Source organism: Flavobacterium sp. FlaQc-28 (assembly GCF_044007415.1).
Taxonomy (GTDB): domain Bacteria; phylum Bacteroidota; class Bacteroidia; order Flavobacteriales; family Flavobacteriaceae; genus Flavobacterium.
In genome coordinates this window covers 25,204-41,177 of sequence record NZ_JBIPCM010000004.1, presented here as the reverse complement: position 1 = coordinate 41,177, position 15,974 = coordinate 25,204, and the positions used below count along the sequence as shown (strand labels likewise).

The 15,974-nt window shown below is 32.7% G+C and carries 17 protein-coding genes and 1 pseudogene; 14 read left to right on the top strand and 4 right to left on the bottom strand.

Annotated elements, in window-relative coordinates; all coding sequences use genetic code 11:
• Positions 1 to 35: 35 nt before the first annotated feature.
• From ACHRVL_RS12090 to ACHRVL_RS12060, 7 genes are all read left to right on the top strand, one after another.
• Positions 36 to 395, top strand: coding sequence for a hypothetical protein (locus tag ACHRVL_RS12090; RefSeq protein ID WP_395413067.1), 360 nt, complete (start codon positions 36 to 38; stop codon positions 393 to 395).
• Between the two features lie 27 nt (positions 396 to 422).
• Positions 423 to 803 (top strand): Cas9 inhibitor AcrIIA9 family protein, encoded by a 381-nt coding sequence (locus ACHRVL_RS12085; RefSeq protein ID WP_395413065.1) that lies wholly within the window; start codon positions 423 to 425, stop codon positions 801 to 803.
• Positions 800 to 2,116 (top strand): PcfJ domain-containing protein, encoded by a 1,317-nt coding sequence (locus tag ACHRVL_RS12080; protein ID WP_395413064.1) that lies wholly within the window; start codon positions 800 to 802, stop codon positions 2,114 to 2,116. Before ACHRVL_RS12085 ends, ACHRVL_RS12080 begins: the two co-directional genes overlap by 4 nt.
• 270 nt (positions 2,117 to 2,386) lie before the next feature.
• A complete protein-coding gene (locus ACHRVL_RS12075) occupies positions 2,387 to 2,857 on the top strand; it encodes a RadC family protein (protein ID WP_395413062.1) in 471 nt (156 codons plus the stop codon).
• A gap of 58 nt (positions 2,858 to 2,915) precedes the next feature.
• Positions 2,916 to 3,074, top strand: a complete 159-nt coding sequence (locus ACHRVL_RS12070; RefSeq protein WP_012026361.1) for a DUF6965 family protein — start codon at positions 2,916 to 2,918, stop codon at positions 3,072 to 3,074.
• Between the two features lie 15 nt (positions 3,075 to 3,089).
• Positions 3,090 to 3,239: a hypothetical protein gene (locus tag ACHRVL_RS12065; RefSeq protein ID WP_159436643.1), complete on the top strand. Its 150-nt coding sequence runs from the start codon at positions 3,090 to 3,092 to the stop codon at positions 3,237 to 3,239.
• A 186-nt stretch (positions 3,240 to 3,425) separates the two neighbouring features.
• Positions 3,426 to 3,599 carry a DUF3024 domain-containing protein gene (locus ACHRVL_RS12060; protein WP_395413059.1) on the top strand — a complete coding sequence of 58 codons (174 nt, stop codon included), beginning with the start codon at positions 3,426 to 3,428 and terminating at the stop codon, positions 3,597 to 3,599.
• A gap of 777 nt (positions 3,600 to 4,376) precedes the next feature.
• Here ACHRVL_RS12060 and ACHRVL_RS12055 read toward each other — a convergent pair.
• Positions 4,377 to 5,203 (bottom strand): annotated as a pseudogene (locus tag ACHRVL_RS12055) (aldehyde dehydrogenase family protein).
• Between the two features lie 1,224 nt (positions 5,204 to 6,427).
• Here ACHRVL_RS12055 and ACHRVL_RS12050 point away from each other — a divergent pair.
• Positions 6,428 to 6,901, top strand: a complete 474-nt coding sequence (locus tag ACHRVL_RS12050) for a GNAT family N-acetyltransferase (RefSeq protein ID WP_395413057.1) — start codon at positions 6,428 to 6,430, stop codon at positions 6,899 to 6,901.
• Positions 6,902 to 6,971: 70 nt separating this feature from the next.
• Positions 6,972 to 8,234, top strand: coding sequence for an MFS transporter (locus ACHRVL_RS12045; protein WP_395413055.1), 1,263 nt, complete (start codon positions 6,972 to 6,974; stop codon positions 8,232 to 8,234).
• Positions 8,235 to 8,375: 141 nt separating this feature from the next.
• Here ACHRVL_RS12045 and ACHRVL_RS12040 read toward each other — a convergent pair whose 3' ends face one another.
• From ACHRVL_RS12040 to ACHRVL_RS12030, 3 genes are all read right to left on the bottom strand, one after another.
• On the bottom strand, positions 8,376 to 8,750 hold the full coding sequence (locus ACHRVL_RS12040) for a hypothetical protein (protein ID WP_395413053.1): 375 nt from the start codon (positions 8,748 to 8,750) through the stop codon (positions 8,376 to 8,378).
• A gap of 109 nt (positions 8,751 to 8,859) precedes the next feature.
• Positions 8,860 to 9,951, bottom strand: coding sequence for an exopolyphosphatase (locus ACHRVL_RS12035; RefSeq protein ID WP_395413051.1), 1,092 nt, complete (start codon positions 9,949 to 9,951; stop codon positions 8,860 to 8,862).
• 570 nt (positions 9,952 to 10,521) lie between these two features.
• On the bottom strand, positions 10,522 to 11,160 hold the full coding sequence (locus tag ACHRVL_RS12030; RefSeq protein ID WP_395413049.1) for a response regulator: 639 nt from the start codon (positions 11,158 to 11,160) through the stop codon (positions 10,522 to 10,524).
• A 1,316-nt stretch (positions 11,161 to 12,476) separates the two neighbouring features.
• Here ACHRVL_RS12030 and ACHRVL_RS12025 point away from each other — a divergent pair.
• The 5 genes from ACHRVL_RS12025 to ACHRVL_RS12005 all read left to right on the top strand — a co-directional run bounded on the left by ACHRVL_RS12025 (position 12,477) and on the right by ACHRVL_RS12005 (position 15,771).
• A complete protein-coding gene (locus ACHRVL_RS12025) occupies positions 12,477 to 12,662 on the top strand; it encodes a hypothetical protein (RefSeq protein WP_395413047.1) in 186 nt (61 codons plus the stop codon).
• Positions 12,622 to 12,849: a response regulator transcription factor gene (locus ACHRVL_RS12020; protein ID WP_395413045.1), complete on the top strand. Its 228-nt coding sequence runs from the start codon at positions 12,622 to 12,624 to the stop codon at positions 12,847 to 12,849. The genes ACHRVL_RS12025 and ACHRVL_RS12020 overlap by 41 nt, the downstream gene beginning before the upstream one ends.
• Positions 12,850 to 13,265: 416 nt before the next feature.
• The gene (locus ACHRVL_RS12015; protein ID WP_395413043.1) at positions 13,266 to 13,526 is read left to right on the top strand and encodes a hypothetical protein; all 261 of its coding nucleotides are present in this window, start codon (positions 13,266 to 13,268) and stop codon (positions 13,524 to 13,526) included.
• 190 nt (positions 13,527 to 13,716) lie between these two features.
• The gene (locus ACHRVL_RS12010; RefSeq protein ID WP_395413041.1) at positions 13,717 to 15,225 is read left to right on the top strand and encodes an ATP-binding protein; all 1,509 of its coding nucleotides are present in this window, start codon (positions 13,717 to 13,719) and stop codon (positions 15,223 to 15,225) included.
• Positions 15,226 to 15,588: 363 nt separating this feature from the next.
• On the top strand, positions 15,589 to 15,771 hold the full coding sequence (locus ACHRVL_RS12005) for a hypothetical protein (RefSeq protein WP_395413040.1): 183 nt from the start codon (positions 15,589 to 15,591) through the stop codon (positions 15,769 to 15,771).
• Positions 15,772 to 15,974: the final 203 nt, after the last annotated feature.

Here is a 15,974-nt window from a genome sequence, read left to right as displayed (position 1 = left end):
GAATATATACCGTTTCACATCAAAATTTATACGCCATGAAAGCCTTTGAAAAATCAGTTTACATAGAATATCCCGTATCCGCCCAATTCAAAAAAATAGTCCTCTCCAATATGGATTCCTATGACGGGACAAAAAAAGAGCAGTTGAAATCTTTTTTGGAAGACCTGCAGAAAAATGGATGCATCTGCGGGATGATTTCAGAGTTTATCTACAACTCGGACTGCAAAAAATTCTATATCCAGCATTTGGATGATTTGGAAAATATCCGATACGAAATTGAAGATTTCCTTGGGGAATCTGTCAAAAACCGCCACCGACTGCCCCATTACACTTTTGTATGCTGGCTCTGCTTTGAAGAATACTGTTTTGATATCTACAGAAACAGTTTTGAATAACGCTTTTTCAATCTTAAATCTTCCTTTATGAAAGCATCAGATAAATTTAAAACCGCCATAGAAAGCTACCTGAGCGAAAAAGCGCAGAACGATTCCGTTTTTTCAGCGGACTATAAAAAAGAGAGCAAAAACCTTGAAAGCTGTTTCCATTACATTTTTGGCGAGGTCAAAAAAACAGGGGAATGCGCCTTTGACAATCAGGAAATCTTTGACATGGCTGTGAAATACTACACAGACGACACGATTGGAATGCCTGCCCCTGTTCAATGCAGAGTAGCAGTAAGCCCCCCTGCCAAACCTGATTTGTTCTCCACTGCTCCCGCAGTTTCTCAAAGCACAGTTCAAAAAATAGAAATAGTACAATCCGTGAATCCTGTACAAAAAACCCTAACACTCTTTGACTTATGATACCCAAAACAGTTATAGAAAAAGAAATCAGCGCCTTAAGCACCACCCTTGCGCCCATTACTGCGCAGATGCATCAGTGGGCGGAAAAAAACATTTTCCTGAAATGGGCGGTGCTCTCAAGGGGAAAATTCCATTGTCTGGAATGCACCCATTCGTGGAAACCCGACAGCCAAAGCCAGTCCTGCAAAAATTATATTAACTGCAACGCCTGTCAAGGCAGGCTTAAAATGCATCAGCACAATCAGGTGCATTTCAAAGAAATCGAATACTTCGCCCTCACCGATACCTGCTCTGGGTATCAGGTGGTGCGCATCATCTGCTCGCATAAAAACATGAAAAAAAATATTCTTCCCGCCTATTCCCATACCGAAGTCATGCAGCATTGGATAAATCCAAAAGGGGAAGTGCGCACCATCTCAAGAAGCACCAATGTTTTTTCCAATGCCTATGATGCATGGCAGTACTATTCCCTTTTAGAAATCCGCCCAAAGGATTTTCAGAACTCCCCAAAATTCCGCATCAATCCCTATAAGGTTTATCCGCACATGAAAGTGATTCCGCTTTTGAAAAGAAACGGTTTTAAAACTTCCGTGCACGGCATTGCACCGCAGATACTCTTTACTGCTCTTTTAAAAGACCCCATTGCAGAAACCCTTTTAAAAAGTTCGCAGACCTCTCTGCTCAAGCATTACCTGAATTCCCATGAACAGCACCTGCGTGAAAACTGGCAGGCAGTAAAAACCTGCCTTAAACACCGTTATCAGATTCAGGACATCAAAATTTGGGAGGATTATATTGCCCTGCTCCGATGGTTTAAAAAAGACCTCAACTCCCCTGCGCTTGTCTGCCCTGAAAATTTAGACCAGGCGCACGACAGGTTTGTTGCCAAAAAAAGGGAGTTGCAACGCAGGAAGCATCTTTCGCAGATGCGTGCTGAAATACAGAAAGCAGAGCCGATTTATGAAAATGATAAAAAACAGTTCTTCGGACTTTCTTTTACCGATAATGACCTTACCGTAAAAGTCCTTGACTGTGTGCAGGATTTTCTCTATGAGGGCGACACGCTCCACCACTGCGTATTTACCAATGAGTATTATAAAAAGAAAGATTCCCTGATACTCTCAGCGCAGATTGAAAACAGACCCGTGGAAACCATTGAAGTGTCCCTTTCGAGAATGGAAATTATCCAGTGCAGGGGACTTCGCAATAAAGCCACTAAATATCACAGCAGGATTCTTAGGATTATAAATAAAAACCTGCCTGAGATTGCCCGGCGGTTGAAAAAACAAAAAAAGCAGACTGCTCCTGCTTAAACCATTTTACTATTGATACCGCAGATTTTACACTGCGGTATTTTTTTTCGCGCGCAGACACTTTAAGGATCACGGGGCAGTCCCGGCTTAGGGGCTATTGTGGAATGTTAAGTCAATTTCACCACAAAGTTCGGGCACGTCCTTCGGTTCTCCGCAAAAAATTCCCCCATAAATGCAGGGCTGCGCTCCTGCTTTATTGCGTTGCTTTCTGCGTTCGCTCGTCCCTGCCCGCACAGCGGTGCTGTAATTAATCTTAAAACTACAGCAATTATGAAAAATCAACATCAAAACACAGACTGGCAGAAAGTATCAGAAATCGAACTGATCTATAAAACCAAAGTAAAAAGCACTGAAAGACCGTGTATAACTTCTTCCAGAGATGCTTACCGAATACTGCTTGACAGCTGGGATCCCGGCAAAATAGAATTCTTTGAGCAGTTCAAAGTGCTGCTGCTCAGCCAGTCCAACAGGGTTCTGGGAATCTACGAGGTTTCCTCAGGAGGCATCTCGGGAACTGTGGTGGATATGCGCATGCTTTTCGCGGCAGCCCTGAAAGCTGCCGCCGTCGGGATCATCATCACCCACAACCATCCCTCAGGAAAAACATCACCTTCCGAGGCCGACAGAAATATGACCCGAAAAATCCGAGAAGCAGGAAAACTGCTGGATATTCCGTTGCTTGACCACCTGATTGTAACTCCCGAAACCTATTACTCTTTTGCAGATGAAGGCGCCCTTTAAAGGCGTTTTCATCTTTCATGCCCTTGTGCTGTTCTGGTTTTTTAAGTAATTTTGCCCTATGAATCATGAAGAAATAAAACGATATTTTGAGAACAATCCGCCGCCGAAGGAAGTTGTATGGACCCAGTGGGCGAAGATTACCGACACTCAGGTTTTCCTCAACAGCTGTTATACCACCATTAGAAATTTTAACGGTCCTGTCGATCGCATAAAATAGTCCAAATTAAAAAATTTGGCTATTTTAGCTTTAATTCATGAGTGGGAAAAAGAAGGCACTTCGCAAACCCGCAAACGTTATGTGCTAGCTGATCGGTACGCCACAAAAGCTGAAAATAAACCTAAAATAAAAAATAGCATGATACTTTTCAAAGTAGAAGCTTAAAAACGAAAAATAATGGCGTTAGAATTTGAAAACGAAATTGAAATTATTGAAGTAATGGAAGGCTACTTAATAAATTCTCGTCCACCATAGGAAGTTAGAAACCAAGTTGACATCAATTATAAAATAGAAAGTCAAAGCATTATTATTTTTGAAATTCGTCCCGTTTGGGACAATCCAAGCGAAAAAATGGAGTATAATGTAGCAAAAGCAACGTTTGTGAAAACCGAGAACAAATGGAAAGTATATTGGTTTAAGTCTGATATGAAATGGCATACTTACAAACCAAATGAAAAAGTAAATAACCTAAAAGAGTTTGTGAAAATTATTGAAGAAGATAAATATAATTGTTTTAGGGGTTAAACAAGAACTTTTATTAAACAGCCTGTCTTCGTTAGTATTGACAGCAGTGTATTTTGCACTTCTTGCCATTTCTAATGAACTTTCTACATTAATTATAAAATCATTTATTTTAAACACTTTTTGAGAAAATATTCTGCGGCTAGACAAGTACATTAAACTTATGAGAAAAATTCTGAGCATGGGAAAATAGTAAAAAAACAGGACACGACCAGATTCCGCTTTTAAGATTGAATTGCAATGATGCAGTAATTTTATAATCTGTTAATTATCTACATAAATAAATAAATAAATAAATAGCTATAAACCTGGTAATCAAAAACATTCCTCCTGCAAATAATCCAACCGAAAATAACAATGTCATAAAGAAATTATCTTTTGGCGTTTTTTCGCTTCTAAGTTCCAAGAGTATTTGACATTTGCATAAAGAAATTTGTTAACATGTCGAGGTACACTTTTTTTTCCTCTGCCTGCTTTAATATAACATCTGAAGTCAAGTATTTGCTAAAGCGCAGGTTTTACAGAAATATAACAAGTCTAAGTTTGTGGCAGAATCGTGGCGAATTTCATTCTGAAAAAGCAAAACCACAATAAAATAAGGTTATAAGAAGTTTAGGTTCGAAACTTTTAGAAATCAATTTTCTAAGTGCACCTACAGCTCTCCGCGAAAAGCACCTCATTGAGGTGCTTTTTCCATTTCAATACTTTCCTTAATTTACAGAACTCTATATTTTGGATCAATACTAGAATTCTGATTTTTTTTCGAACCCATTATGATTTTTATAAATTCTTACTTTTAAAAACCATCATTTTGTCTCTTGTCATATCATTTATCGTATAGGAGATCCCACCCATTCCCAAACCAGAAGTATCTCTTCCGCCAAATGGCATCCACTCTACTTGAAAGACAGTATTGTCGTTTATCATAACGGCCGTAGCATTTAGCTTTTTTGTTACTTCTAAAGCAATATCAATATTTTTTGTAAAAACAGCGGCCCGAAAATGAACATCTAAAGCGTTTGCTTTTTTTATTGCTTCTTCCCTATCTGCAAAAGGATAAATACAAACAACAGGATCGAAAATTTCATTAACAGATACTTTAGAATCTTCTGATGGATTAAACAAAACGGTCGGCTCAAAACAAGTATCAGAAATTCTTTTTCCTCCTGTAATTAATTTTGCACCATTTTCAATTGCTTCGTTCACCCATTCTTCTACGCGATTTACTTCTTTTGGTGTAATAAGAGATCCTACATCTGTCGCTTTATCAAACGGATATCCAACAATTAATTTATTGGTTGCCCGAGAAAATTCTTCAATAAAACGATCACATATTTCCTGATTTACATAAATTTTCTGCACGGAAACACAAACCTGACCCGCGTGATAAAATCCTCCTTTACCAAATCCGGAATCATTTCGCTAAAATAGGCATCACTTTCAACAATTACCGGTGAAGCTCCGCCATGCTCCAGGGCACATCTGGTTCCGGGAGACAATTTACTTTTTAAAGACCAACCTACTCTTGCGGAACCAATGAAAGTGAAGAAATTTACTCTTGGATCTATAACTAACAATTCTGCAGTTTCATTATCACACAAAACCACTTGCAGCCATCCTTCAGGTAAACCAGCTTCTTTTAAAATAGCAGCCAATGCTATAGCTTAAAGAACTTGGAGATACATTGAGACTTTCTGAAAGCTCTACAAATTATTAAAAAATTTAGTATGCAGAGTTTTGTGGCAGAATTGTGGCACATAATGGTGACATTAGGGTTATAGCAGAACTTGACAATGGAGCTGAATTTGTTGTTGCTCTACCTTTAAAACAGTTTATACAATTTAGAACTTAAAACTTTATGAAGATATTTACATTACTTTATGCAATATTATAAGCAAAGGATAGAGGTTTCAAAATGATTATTCTTATTTGTCAGCAATTAATCTGATTTTTTTAACTGCCAAATAGTTGATCGGAGTACTTTATTCAAGTTCCAAGATTTTTTAAGGTAAATTTGATATCATTTACTATTAATCACTTGATATTGGCGTTTCAAATTCAAATTCATACCTTCCAAAGTATAATGCTCCATTTTGGCAAATGCTGCTTTACAAAGATGAATAAATTTCATTATATATATATAAATACAAATTCAAAAAACACTTTAATTTTTTGAAGTTGTATTTTTTTAATCTACAGTTCTATAAAGCTGAAAAATGAAATGTACACAAAAATGAAATGTGCATTTTGTTTTTTTCTTTAAACTAGAAATCAGGTACCAGCATTAAAATCGAAGAGGTCCATTAGGCTACCCGTGAGGCTAACCATAAGTAAAATATATTCATAAAAGCGCAGTATAGGACCTATACACCAGTTATCCAAAGTTATTTATCCGCAAAATATATATTCCATTTTGCTGGATAAACAAAAAAATATCTTGGAAATCTCAATAGATTTGGAGCTGTAGCTAATATATCAATATTGTGAAATTGTACATTTGATTTTTTCACTCATAATACTTTGAAATTTTTCAAAAAGATAAGAGAAAAATCTAAAAAACTTAACAATAAAATTACAAATAAGTTTAAATTACAGAACTAAAAAGATAAAAATTAACAATCTTAATACTAACAAAAAGAATGATTTTTTCACTTTTTTAAGTGCTAAAATCACATCAAAAATGCGAGCAAAAAAACAGCAAATTTCGCATCAAAAAACAGTGCTTTTTCCATTAAAAAAACTTAAATTTGCAACTCAGTAAAAAAAGACAAATAAATAATTTACACCTTGTAAAACAAGGAATTATTCTATATTTCTCTTAAAGTTTTCTTATGAAAAATATGCACGAAATTTTAGAAATAAATCCCCATAATTTTGAGTCTGTAAAAGACATTATTTTTGAGTCAAAACTGATTGATGAAAAGCTGCTAAATTTAGAAAATGCTGTGCAATTTATAAAGCACAAACTGGACAGAAATAAAGCTAAAGTTTTTATCAAAAAAGAAGATGATATTCCGGTAGCATTTATACTGCTATATTATAAAGTAAGTCCGCTTTCTAAAATAAAATACAATTGGCATATTTCATACCTGTATGTCAAACCAAATTTTAGAAGAAAAAACATCGGTAAACAAATTATAATGAAATGTATTGACTTTGCACGAAAAACAAAAGTGGATCATATTTCCTTAAATACGGATACTGAAAATTATGCCGCGCATCAGCTTTATGAAAGTTTTGGTTTTATCCGGAAAAATTTTATATCGAACTATTATTATTACGAAATGAAAATATCATATGAGTAACTCTTACTTCTTTTGACGTTTCAGTATTCATAAAAACACTTAATACTCTTTATTAAAACCTACCTAATTTATGATTATTACATTACTTAAAAATTATTTAAAAAATTTCAGTCAGTTTTCTGTCGAAGTTAAAGTTTTGGCTATTACTACTTTTATCAACCGATTAGGCGCGATGGTGGTTCCTTTTCTTTCTAAATATATGTTGGAAGAACTTCATTTTAGCTACAGTCAGATCGGATGGGTTATGGTATTTTTTGGTATCGGATCTTTTATAGGAACCTGGATAAGCGGAAAATTATCAGACAAAATAGGGTTTTATAAAGTCATGGTTTTTAGCTTATTCACCAGCGGACTTATCTTTATTTTGCTCCAGTTCCTAACCACTTTTTACAGTTTTTGTTTTGGAGTTTTATTACTCACTACGGTTTCAGACATGTACCGCCCGGCAATGTTGGTTTCATTAGATACCTATGCCGGTAAAAAAGAAAGAACCAAAGCGTTATCATTAGTTCGGTCTTCTGTAAATCTTGGTTTTATGTTTGGCCCGCTGATTGGCGGAATTATTATCACCCTTTTAGATTATACTTTTCTGTTTTACATTGACGGATTAACTTGTATTTTGAGTATTTTATTATTTGCCATATATGTAAAAGAGAAAAAACTGCCTTATAAACTCAACACTTTCAAGCACATAAAAGAAGATAATTCTATTTTTCAGGATAAACCATTTTTAATTCACCTTATTGTTACATTGATAACCGGTATTTTATTTTTTCAAATGTTTACCACTCTTTCTCTTTATTATAAGGAAGTTTTCAATTTTACGAGTATAGAAAGCGGGTTGTTTTTAGCATTAAATGGAGTTCTGATATTGCTTTTCGAACTTTCAATTGTGAGTTATGTAGAATCTAAAAAAATCAATAAACTTTTAATAGTATCTTATGGTATACTCTCCATGGCAGTAAGTTATCTGTTTTTATTAATCGAACATAGCATTTTTGCGCTTATTGCCATGATGGTTTTTATGACTATTGGCATTATGTTTACGTTTCCTTTTGCAAATTCATTTGTAAAAAAGAGATCTTTTAAAAAACAAGAAGGAAAATTTATGGCTGTTTTTACAATGAGCTATAGTGTTGCTCACATTTTGAGTACTAAAACCGGAATGTCCATTATTGCCGATTATGGATATAGAGCCAATTGGCTGTTTTTGACCTGTTTAGGTTTTTTCGGTTTTATTCTGGCGTACCGTTTGGTTTTTATTGTTAGTAAAGAAAAAGAAACTATTAAAAAGAAAATTGTAGAATCATTTTTTACAGCCAGCGCTAAATAGTACTGATGTTTTAAAATTGTTTCAATTGAAATAATACTGCACAAAAAAACTCGTTGAATTATCTTTCAACGAGTTTTTTTGTTCATTTATATCTGAAAATTCAAATCAATAATCTCATGCAAATTATTGAATTTAAATGATTTACATTTTTTCCTTAATATCTTTTTTGAATTTATTCAAAAGCGCTTTTGTCATTCCTAAATTTGCTTTTGTAGAATCAACAGCCAGATAAATAAAGTATTCATTATTTTCTGAGATATCAATAATGTGAATTTGATTTGTTAGTGTGATCATAATATTATCAATATTTTGCTCCAATCCTAAAGCGCTAATTGCGTTTAGTTTCGCTTTTACTACTTCTAAGTTAAAAGCTGAAGCCAACTCAGGATCAAAACTAGAAACAGAAGAATCACTGTAATAAGAAATACCACTTTTAATTTCGGTTACTGCAACTGCAACGTAACCAGGAATGTTTTTTTTAACTTCATCCCCAAATTGTTGTAAAAAATCTGACATATTAAATTGTTTTTAAATTATTGTTTGTATTTATTAATGGCGCCTAATGGTTTGATAAACAATTAAACAGAGATTAAATTTATTTTTAAAAAGGTTGTTTTTTCTAAGATTAAAAATTGTTTTTAATTTTTTTAGAACGATCAACAACGTATGAAACCAACCAGGCTATTTGCCCTTCTTTAGCAAAATATATTTTCTTTGATTTCAAATCAGGAATACTTTCCAGACAGGCAATCAAAATATTATTTCCGGAAATTAAATGCTTTTGACTGTACGTATTAATTACTTTATCTGCTTCCTTATTTGTTTTGGCCAGATTTTCGTATTTAATAAAGTTGTTTTTCAAAATGGCATCATAATTTACAATGTCTTCCATTTTTAAAGGCACAAAATGATCATCTGAATTATTTTCATAATATAGAGTCACAAATGCCCACACAGCTCCACCCGACAGGTAAATTTTCTTTTTTTCAAGTGGTAAAGGTCTGGTTCTAAGCATTTCCTGAATTTTATCTCTTAAAAGAGGCACGTATTCAAATGATTTTTCTCTATAGACCGCCATATCATTTGTTTCCCTCGGAATTACAATCGTTTTATTGATTGCTTCGGTAAGGGTAATTGTGCCGTAATCTAATTTTAAAGGGAAGAATTCAAATTTGTTTCCGTTTAGTACATCTACATATCCGCCTTTTGTGTTTCCACCGCCTATATCCAGAACAATGGCATCCTGATAATCTGATGGAGGAATAGAACCTTTTAAAAGCATTTTGCCCTCAGTTTCTGCAGTAATATATTCAAGGTCTTTATTGGTCACTGCTTTAACTTTATCGATTAAAGCCTGCTTATTTTGCGCGAGAGCAACTCCCGAAGAACCTACGATATAAATATTTTCATCATCAACACTGTATTTATTTCTAATCTTTACCAGATTTTCAAAAACTACAACTGCTGCTTTATTAATATCTTCTTCAGCCAGATTACCATCAATAGCAATTCCTTTGGCAATTCCGACATTTTCTGTCCAGTAAGCCAAAATATCATAATCTCCTTTTTTAATATTATTGACATCTATTACCGAAATCTTGATGCCTTTACTTCCTATTTCGATACCTGCATAAAGACTTTTTTGGGCAAATGCTCCAAAAGAGATTAAAAGAATAAAAAGTAAAAAATAGAATTTCAAAAAGTATTTGTTTTTCATGCGATTCGTGCTATTATTTTTTTTTGTGTTTTTGTATTTCAATCAATTACGTAATTTTTCTAATTATGGTTTATTAATTCCGATAATTATATTTTAGCAAAATAGTAATGTGCATCGACTTACTGTATTAAGCTGCGACGCCCCATATCTGTTAACCTTGAAAAATAGTGTAGTTTTATATTTTAAAATAAAAGAACGTGCAAAATTGACGTTTATATGCTTATGAATTTGTAGCCAATTTATAAATCATTTGTAGAATTTATTCGACAGGGATTTCTGATTTTAAAATTTTGTTTGAAAGAGGAAAAGCTCTTTTTAATTTTCTTTTTTTAGAAAAGAACAAAGAATTTTATGCAAACAAACCCTTAAAACACACAAAATCAGCAACATGAATAATTCATTTACTTAGATTGTTTTAAATATAAAATTTAGAGTAAAATGTGTTTAATTATTGCTGAAGAAGAAAACAGAAGAAAATTCGGAAAATGGTGTCGTATTATTTCTAATTTGAGAAAAAAAACAAATCAGAAAATATCAAAATAATGGCTATTCTGTAAAAATGAGAAAAAACTAGTTTTTATAAACTCTTAAAATTTCGACCAGTTTTACAATATTATTGATTCCTAGTTTATCAAAAATTCTGGTTTTAAAAGTGCTGACAGTAGACATTTGAATATTCAGTTTATTTGAAATTTCAAGATTTCCATCGCCTTCAACCAAAAGTTCTGCTACTTCAATTTCTCTGTCCGAAAGTTTTTCTAACGGATTAATAGGATTTTTTAGTAAAGCATTTTCTAAAATGACTTCTTTTACAACATCGCTAATATATTTTCCGTTTTCAAGAATTAATTCAACGGCTTTAATAATCTCTTCATCTTTAGAGTATTTATTCAGAAAGCCATCTGCACCTGCGTGAATGTAACGCAAAGCATATCGCGCCTCGTCATAAGCCGAAAAAATCATTATTAGTAAATCAGGATAATTTGACCTGATTTCTTCCACCATTTTGGTGCTGTTTCCTCCGGGAAGGTTTATGTCAAGAAAAAGTAAATCTTGTTTTTGATTTAGTTGGACAAGTAGTTCATCAAAATTATCTGCATGCAATATAGTGACGTCCTCAAAAGCTTTTTTCAGCAGTAGTGAAACACCATGTCGAACAACACTGTGATCATCTACCAATAATATCCTTAAATCTTTTCTTATTTTCATTTATTAAACTACTGTATACTAAAACGATTTTCTAAAACAGGCATGTACGCCATATAGCTGTAAAATATATTTTTAAGGAATTACAAATACAACCATGACAAATATACCATAAAGTAATAAAATCAAGCAGAAATAAAATCTTAAAATTTGTCAAATTGCGCTATTTAACTAGAATTTCAACCAGAATAGCTGAATTATTTTAATCCAATCTAAAATATTTACGGCTAATGCACATAAAAATATTGAGCGTAATTATTTTTTTTAAACTGACTTTCTAATTTCAGTAGATGATTTTTCATGGTTCTTGAAGAAGGTTTTTTTTGAACCTTTTTTTAGCCGATCATCTGCTACTGTCTATAACATTGCTATTGTGCTTTGAAATATTCATAATCATTTTTTTAAAATTACATTACAAAGCTATACAGTATCACAAAAGAAAGCTTATACCTTTCACACCTATAATTACATTATTATTACCAAGTTATATTAAAAAACCAGAAAGCATTCTTATTAAATACGTAGATCTTTTAAATGAACTTTTTTAGGAAACTGATAATTATATAACTTGAGTTTTCAATTCTCAATGTCCCCAGTAAAATTTTTTCTGCTGAACATTGGTTTGGATTATTTTTTTTATTACCGTCTCATTTTCGGATTTTAATAAAGCTGAAAAAATGAAATGTACACAAAACTAAAATGAAATGTGCATTTTGTTTTTTTCTTTAAACTAGAAATCAGGTACTAGCATTAAAATCGAAGAGGCCCACTAGGCGACCCCTTTGGCTCCCCATAAGCAAAATTACAGTCATTAAAGCGCAATACAGCGCCTATATACCAGTTATCCAAAGTTATTTATCCGGCAAAATGTACATTTCATTTTGCTGGATAAACAAAAAAATGTCTTGGAAATATCAATAGATTTGCAGCTGTAAGTAATATATCGAAATTGTGAAATGTTCATTTGATTTTTTCAGTAATACCTACAGATCATTCATAATTAAATAGGCTAAAAAAAAAGAGTTTGTCAGTTTAATTTTTTTTGCAATGATTTTTTTTAGAATTGCGGGTGCAATTAGATCTAGAAGCGGGATTATCTTTCCCATTTCCAAAAATTTAAAAGCGCAGAACCGATAAAAAAAAACATTTTAAAAACAAAATACATCCTTTTATAAATATAAACACAATACTTTAACACAAAAATATAAAATTATAAAAAATAAATCACAAAAATTAATTTTAAAATTAATTAATATTGTATTAAAAAAAGTCAAAAAAGCGGTTGTAATTGCCCCGTATCAAACCTAAAAAAAACACCAATGAGTAGCTGCAGCAAAAAAATCGTTATTATTGATAGTGATGAGATGACCACTAATATTCTAAAATTTATTCTTACAAACGAAGGATATGAAATAAACATTGCAAAAGATGCCATAGATGCTCTAAAAAAAAATACCGGCAATAATGCCCGATCTGGTAATTACCGCAATAATTATTCCGTTTAAATCCGGTTTGGAAATAATCCATTATATTAAAGAAAATTTCAAGAACATCCCTGTAGTGGCGCTTTCTTCATTAGGCGAAGAACAAAACACAGTAGAGGAAGCCTTCAAACTGGGTGTTGATGATTTTATAGCAAAACCATTTAATCCAGATGAGCTTTTATTGCGAATAAAACGTTTTTTACAGTAGCTTCTTATTCTTTATAAACCTGCCGAATTAAACTTTTAAATTATCAAATTATAGTACAAATAAAATGACCGCAGCTATTACTATATGGCTTAATCAAAAATAAAAAATCCCCTTGGCAACGTAAATTGGAATCAATATAAATATATTCACTTGCCGAACACAGCACTAACAAAGGCAATCCATTTAATATTTTTATTTTATGAAAAATAAATTTCAGCAAATTATAAGTACTGAACATAACATTCTCAATAAAGAACTCGCTGAGATCGATCGCAAATACAGGCCTTTTAAAAAAATTTGCATTATTTTGATTATTCTGATTTTATTGTCAATTCTAACAGACATTCTATAAAAAAGAAGGCCCCTATCTTCCGGTTGAAATACAAAATTTATTGCTTTTGAAATAAATCACAAAAATGACCCTAAATTATAATGAACTGCTCATTTATATTGAAAAAATTGAAAAGCAGCTCGACCTACTAAAAAAAGAAGAACAATTACATATCGATGCTTTGAATTTTAAACAAGCTGATCAATTGGCTTCAAAACAGCAGTTTATAAAACTGCAAATTTTAAACTATCTTGCCTATTATTTCCAGAATGCCAAGCAGGATAATGAAACTTGTAAAGAAAAAATAAATAATCTGAAAAAAAAATATTTTCTAAATAAGTTTTAAACGAAATAGCATTATTAACTCCGAGCTTAAAAATCAGTTTGAGATCAAAAGTTCCATTTTATAAGATTTTTTAAGATTATATAAACGACATTTTAAAATTTATGTTTTCTATATTGGAATTATGAAACCCTTAGTCAAATTAATATAACCAGGCTGACTAAAAAAAAACTAGATTCGCAAAAAACTAGCTATGCAACACGATTTAAAGCTTTTAAAAGATATAGTAGACAACACTCCCTTACCAATTGCAGTTTATACAGGTGAAGATCTGATGGTCGCGTTTGCAAATCCTGCAATGATTATGACCTGGGGAAAAGGAGATCAGGTAATAGGAAAAAAGTATCTTGATATTCTTCCCGAAATTCAAACACAGAATATCTCGGAACAGGCACATTCTGTGCTTAAAACGGGGATTGCTTTTCATGCCAAAGACAAAAAAGTAGATCTGGTAATAAATGGCGAGATGAAATCACATTATTTTAATTATAGTTTCATTCCCCTTTTTGACGCTGACAGAAATATCTACGGAGTGATGAATACCGGGGCAGACGTTACTGATTTGCATCAGGCCAAACAAAAAGTCCAAAATTCTGACGAAAGACTGAGAATGGCTATTGACTCGTCAGGCATGGGAACTTATGAAATAGACCTTGCCACAAAAAAAATCACAACCTGCGGGAATTTCAATATCATATGGTCCATTGAAGGGGAGATTGTAAACGAACAGCTTATTGCAAAACTGCATCCTGAGGATCAGGAGTTACGTGAAAAGGCTCATCAAGAAGCGCAGCTTAATGGAAAAATGTCATATGAAGCGAGAATTGTACACGATGACGGTTCTATTCGGTGGGTAAAAATAGACGGTAAATTCATCAAGGACGAAGATGGAAATTCCATCACTATTATTGGAATTATACAGGATATCCACAAGCAGAAACAATTTGAAGAAGAGCTAAAAAAACAAGTCGATGAAAGCACTAAAGAACTGCAGCGGTCCAATGATGAACTTCTTCATTTTGCAAATGTGGTCAGCCATGATCTGAAAGAACCAGTTCGAAAAATAAAAACCTTCAACAGCCTTTTAAGAAATGAATCCCAAATCAATTTTAGTGAAAATTCAGAAAAATACATCAATAAGATAGACCAGTCCTCCCAAAGAATGCAGTCTATTATAGAAGGAATTCTTGCGTATTCTACTCTAGATAAAAAAACGCAGCCTGTCGAGAAAAAAAACCTCGACCATGTCATTGAAAACATAAAAACAGATCTTGAACTTATAATAAAGGAAAAGGGCGCCATACTGATTACTGGAAAACTTCCTCCTATAGAAGGGGCAAATATTCTGATTCAGCAGCTTTTCTACAATCTGATACACAATGCACTGAAATTCTCAAAGGCAGAGGAGCCGCCAAGGGTAGTAATAACTTCTTCTATTATAAAAAATGATGACATAGACTGCATTGAAATAACAATACAGGACAATGGAATAGGTTTAGACCCAATCCACGCTGAAAAAATATTTGATGCTTTTGAAAGACTGAACTCAAAAAACCACTATGAAGGAAATGGCCTTGGTCTTGCAATCTGCCGAAAAATAGTTAACAGACATGGAGGTACAATCATTGCCAGCGGTGAAAAAGATAATGGATGTAAATTTATTGTGACCCTGCCATTATTACAAACTGAAGAGACAATTTGAGCAAACTGATCTGGTAGTTAATCTAAAAAGAAGCTAAACTCTATTTTAAATTTACTCTTTGGTAGTATATAATAAAAACTGTAATCTAATTTTAAGAGCAACAATCAAGATTCCTTATTTTAATGGCAAAAACTGCGACCTGTATTTTACTTTGTTTTAGAAGCAGATCACACCTAGTTTCAGATATATTTAAATTACATCAGTACTTTTAAATCGACTTGTCAGATTTTTACGTTTTTAGCATTTCGAATCTATCTATTTATGCCTTCGGAAATTTTATCTTTGACCGACCAACAATCAGCCCTTACAGGAAAAATCCCATATAAATTTGAGTATTATCTTTAAATAAATTCATATTAAATCATGAAAAAATTAGATACAGCAAAATTAAAAGAATCTTTAGCTTATATTGAAAGTAAGCAACGTGAAGTACAATTGTCACAGAAATTTGATAATCGAAGTTTGAATTCTATAATTAAGTATTTAAAAAACGATATGATCAATAATTTTAGACTAATGGGACATGATGTCTATATTTTTAAATAAAAATGGCAATACGGAAGATTTTATAACTCGTGTGCATAAAATTATTGAGAGTCATCAATAAAATTGAACCTGCAAATTCACTTTAAAATTTATATTTTTTCCAAATCCAGATAAGGTGTTATGTAATTAGAGAAATTCTGTACTGTCCGTTTAATATTTTTCGAACTTTGATTCCCAGAATTATTGCCAGCAGAGTCTGTTGT

Coding starts and splice junctions, on each gene's coding strand:
- ACHRVL_RS12090 (WP_395413067.1), top strand. CDS start 36: ATGAAAGCCTTTGAAAAATCAGTTTACATAGAATATCCCGTATCCGCC.
- ACHRVL_RS12085 (WP_395413065.1), top strand. CDS start 423: ATGAAAGCATCAGATAAATTTAAAACCGCCATAGAAAGCTACCTGAGC.
- ACHRVL_RS12080 (WP_395413064.1), top strand. CDS start 800: ATGATACCCAAAACAGTTATAGAAAAAGAAATCAGCGCCTTAAGCACC.
- ACHRVL_RS12075 (WP_395413062.1), top strand. CDS start 2,387: ATGAAAAATCAACATCAAAACACAGACTGGCAGAAAGTATCAGAAATC.
- ACHRVL_RS12070 (WP_012026361.1), top strand. CDS start 2,916: ATGAATCATGAAGAAATAAAACGATATTTTGAGAACAATCCGCCGCCG.
- ACHRVL_RS12060 (WP_395413059.1), top strand. CDS start 3,426: ATGGAGTATAATGTAGCAAAAGCAACGTTTGTGAAAACCGAGAACAAA.
- ACHRVL_RS12050 (WP_395413057.1), top strand. CDS start 6,428: ATGAAAAATATGCACGAAATTTTAGAAATAAATCCCCATAATTTTGAG.
- ACHRVL_RS12045 (WP_395413055.1), top strand. CDS start 6,972: ATGATTATTACATTACTTAAAAATTATTTAAAAAATTTCAGTCAGTTT.
- ACHRVL_RS12040 (WP_395413053.1), bottom strand. CDS start 8,750: ATGTCAGATTTTTTACAACAATTTGGGGATGAAGTTAAAAAAAACATT.
- ACHRVL_RS12035 (WP_395413051.1), bottom strand. CDS start 9,951: ATGAAAAACAAATACTTTTTGAAATTCTATTTTTTACTTTTTATTCTT.
- ACHRVL_RS12030 (WP_395413049.1), bottom strand. CDS start 11,160: ATGAAAATAAGAAAAGATTTAAGGATATTATTGGTAGATGATCACAGT.
- ACHRVL_RS12025 (WP_395413047.1), top strand. CDS start 12,477: ATGAGTAGCTGCAGCAAAAAAATCGTTATTATTGATAGTGATGAGATG.
- ACHRVL_RS12020 (WP_395413045.1), top strand. CDS start 12,622: ATGCCCGATCTGGTAATTACCGCAATAATTATTCCGTTTAAATCCGGT.
- ACHRVL_RS12015 (WP_395413043.1), top strand. CDS start 13,266: ATGACCCTAAATTATAATGAACTGCTCATTTATATTGAAAAAATTGAA.
- ACHRVL_RS12010 (WP_395413041.1), top strand. CDS start 13,717: ATGCAACACGATTTAAAGCTTTTAAAAGATATAGTAGACAACACTCCC.
- ACHRVL_RS12005 (WP_395413040.1), top strand. CDS start 15,589: ATGAAAAAATTAGATACAGCAAAATTAAAAGAATCTTTAGCTTATATT.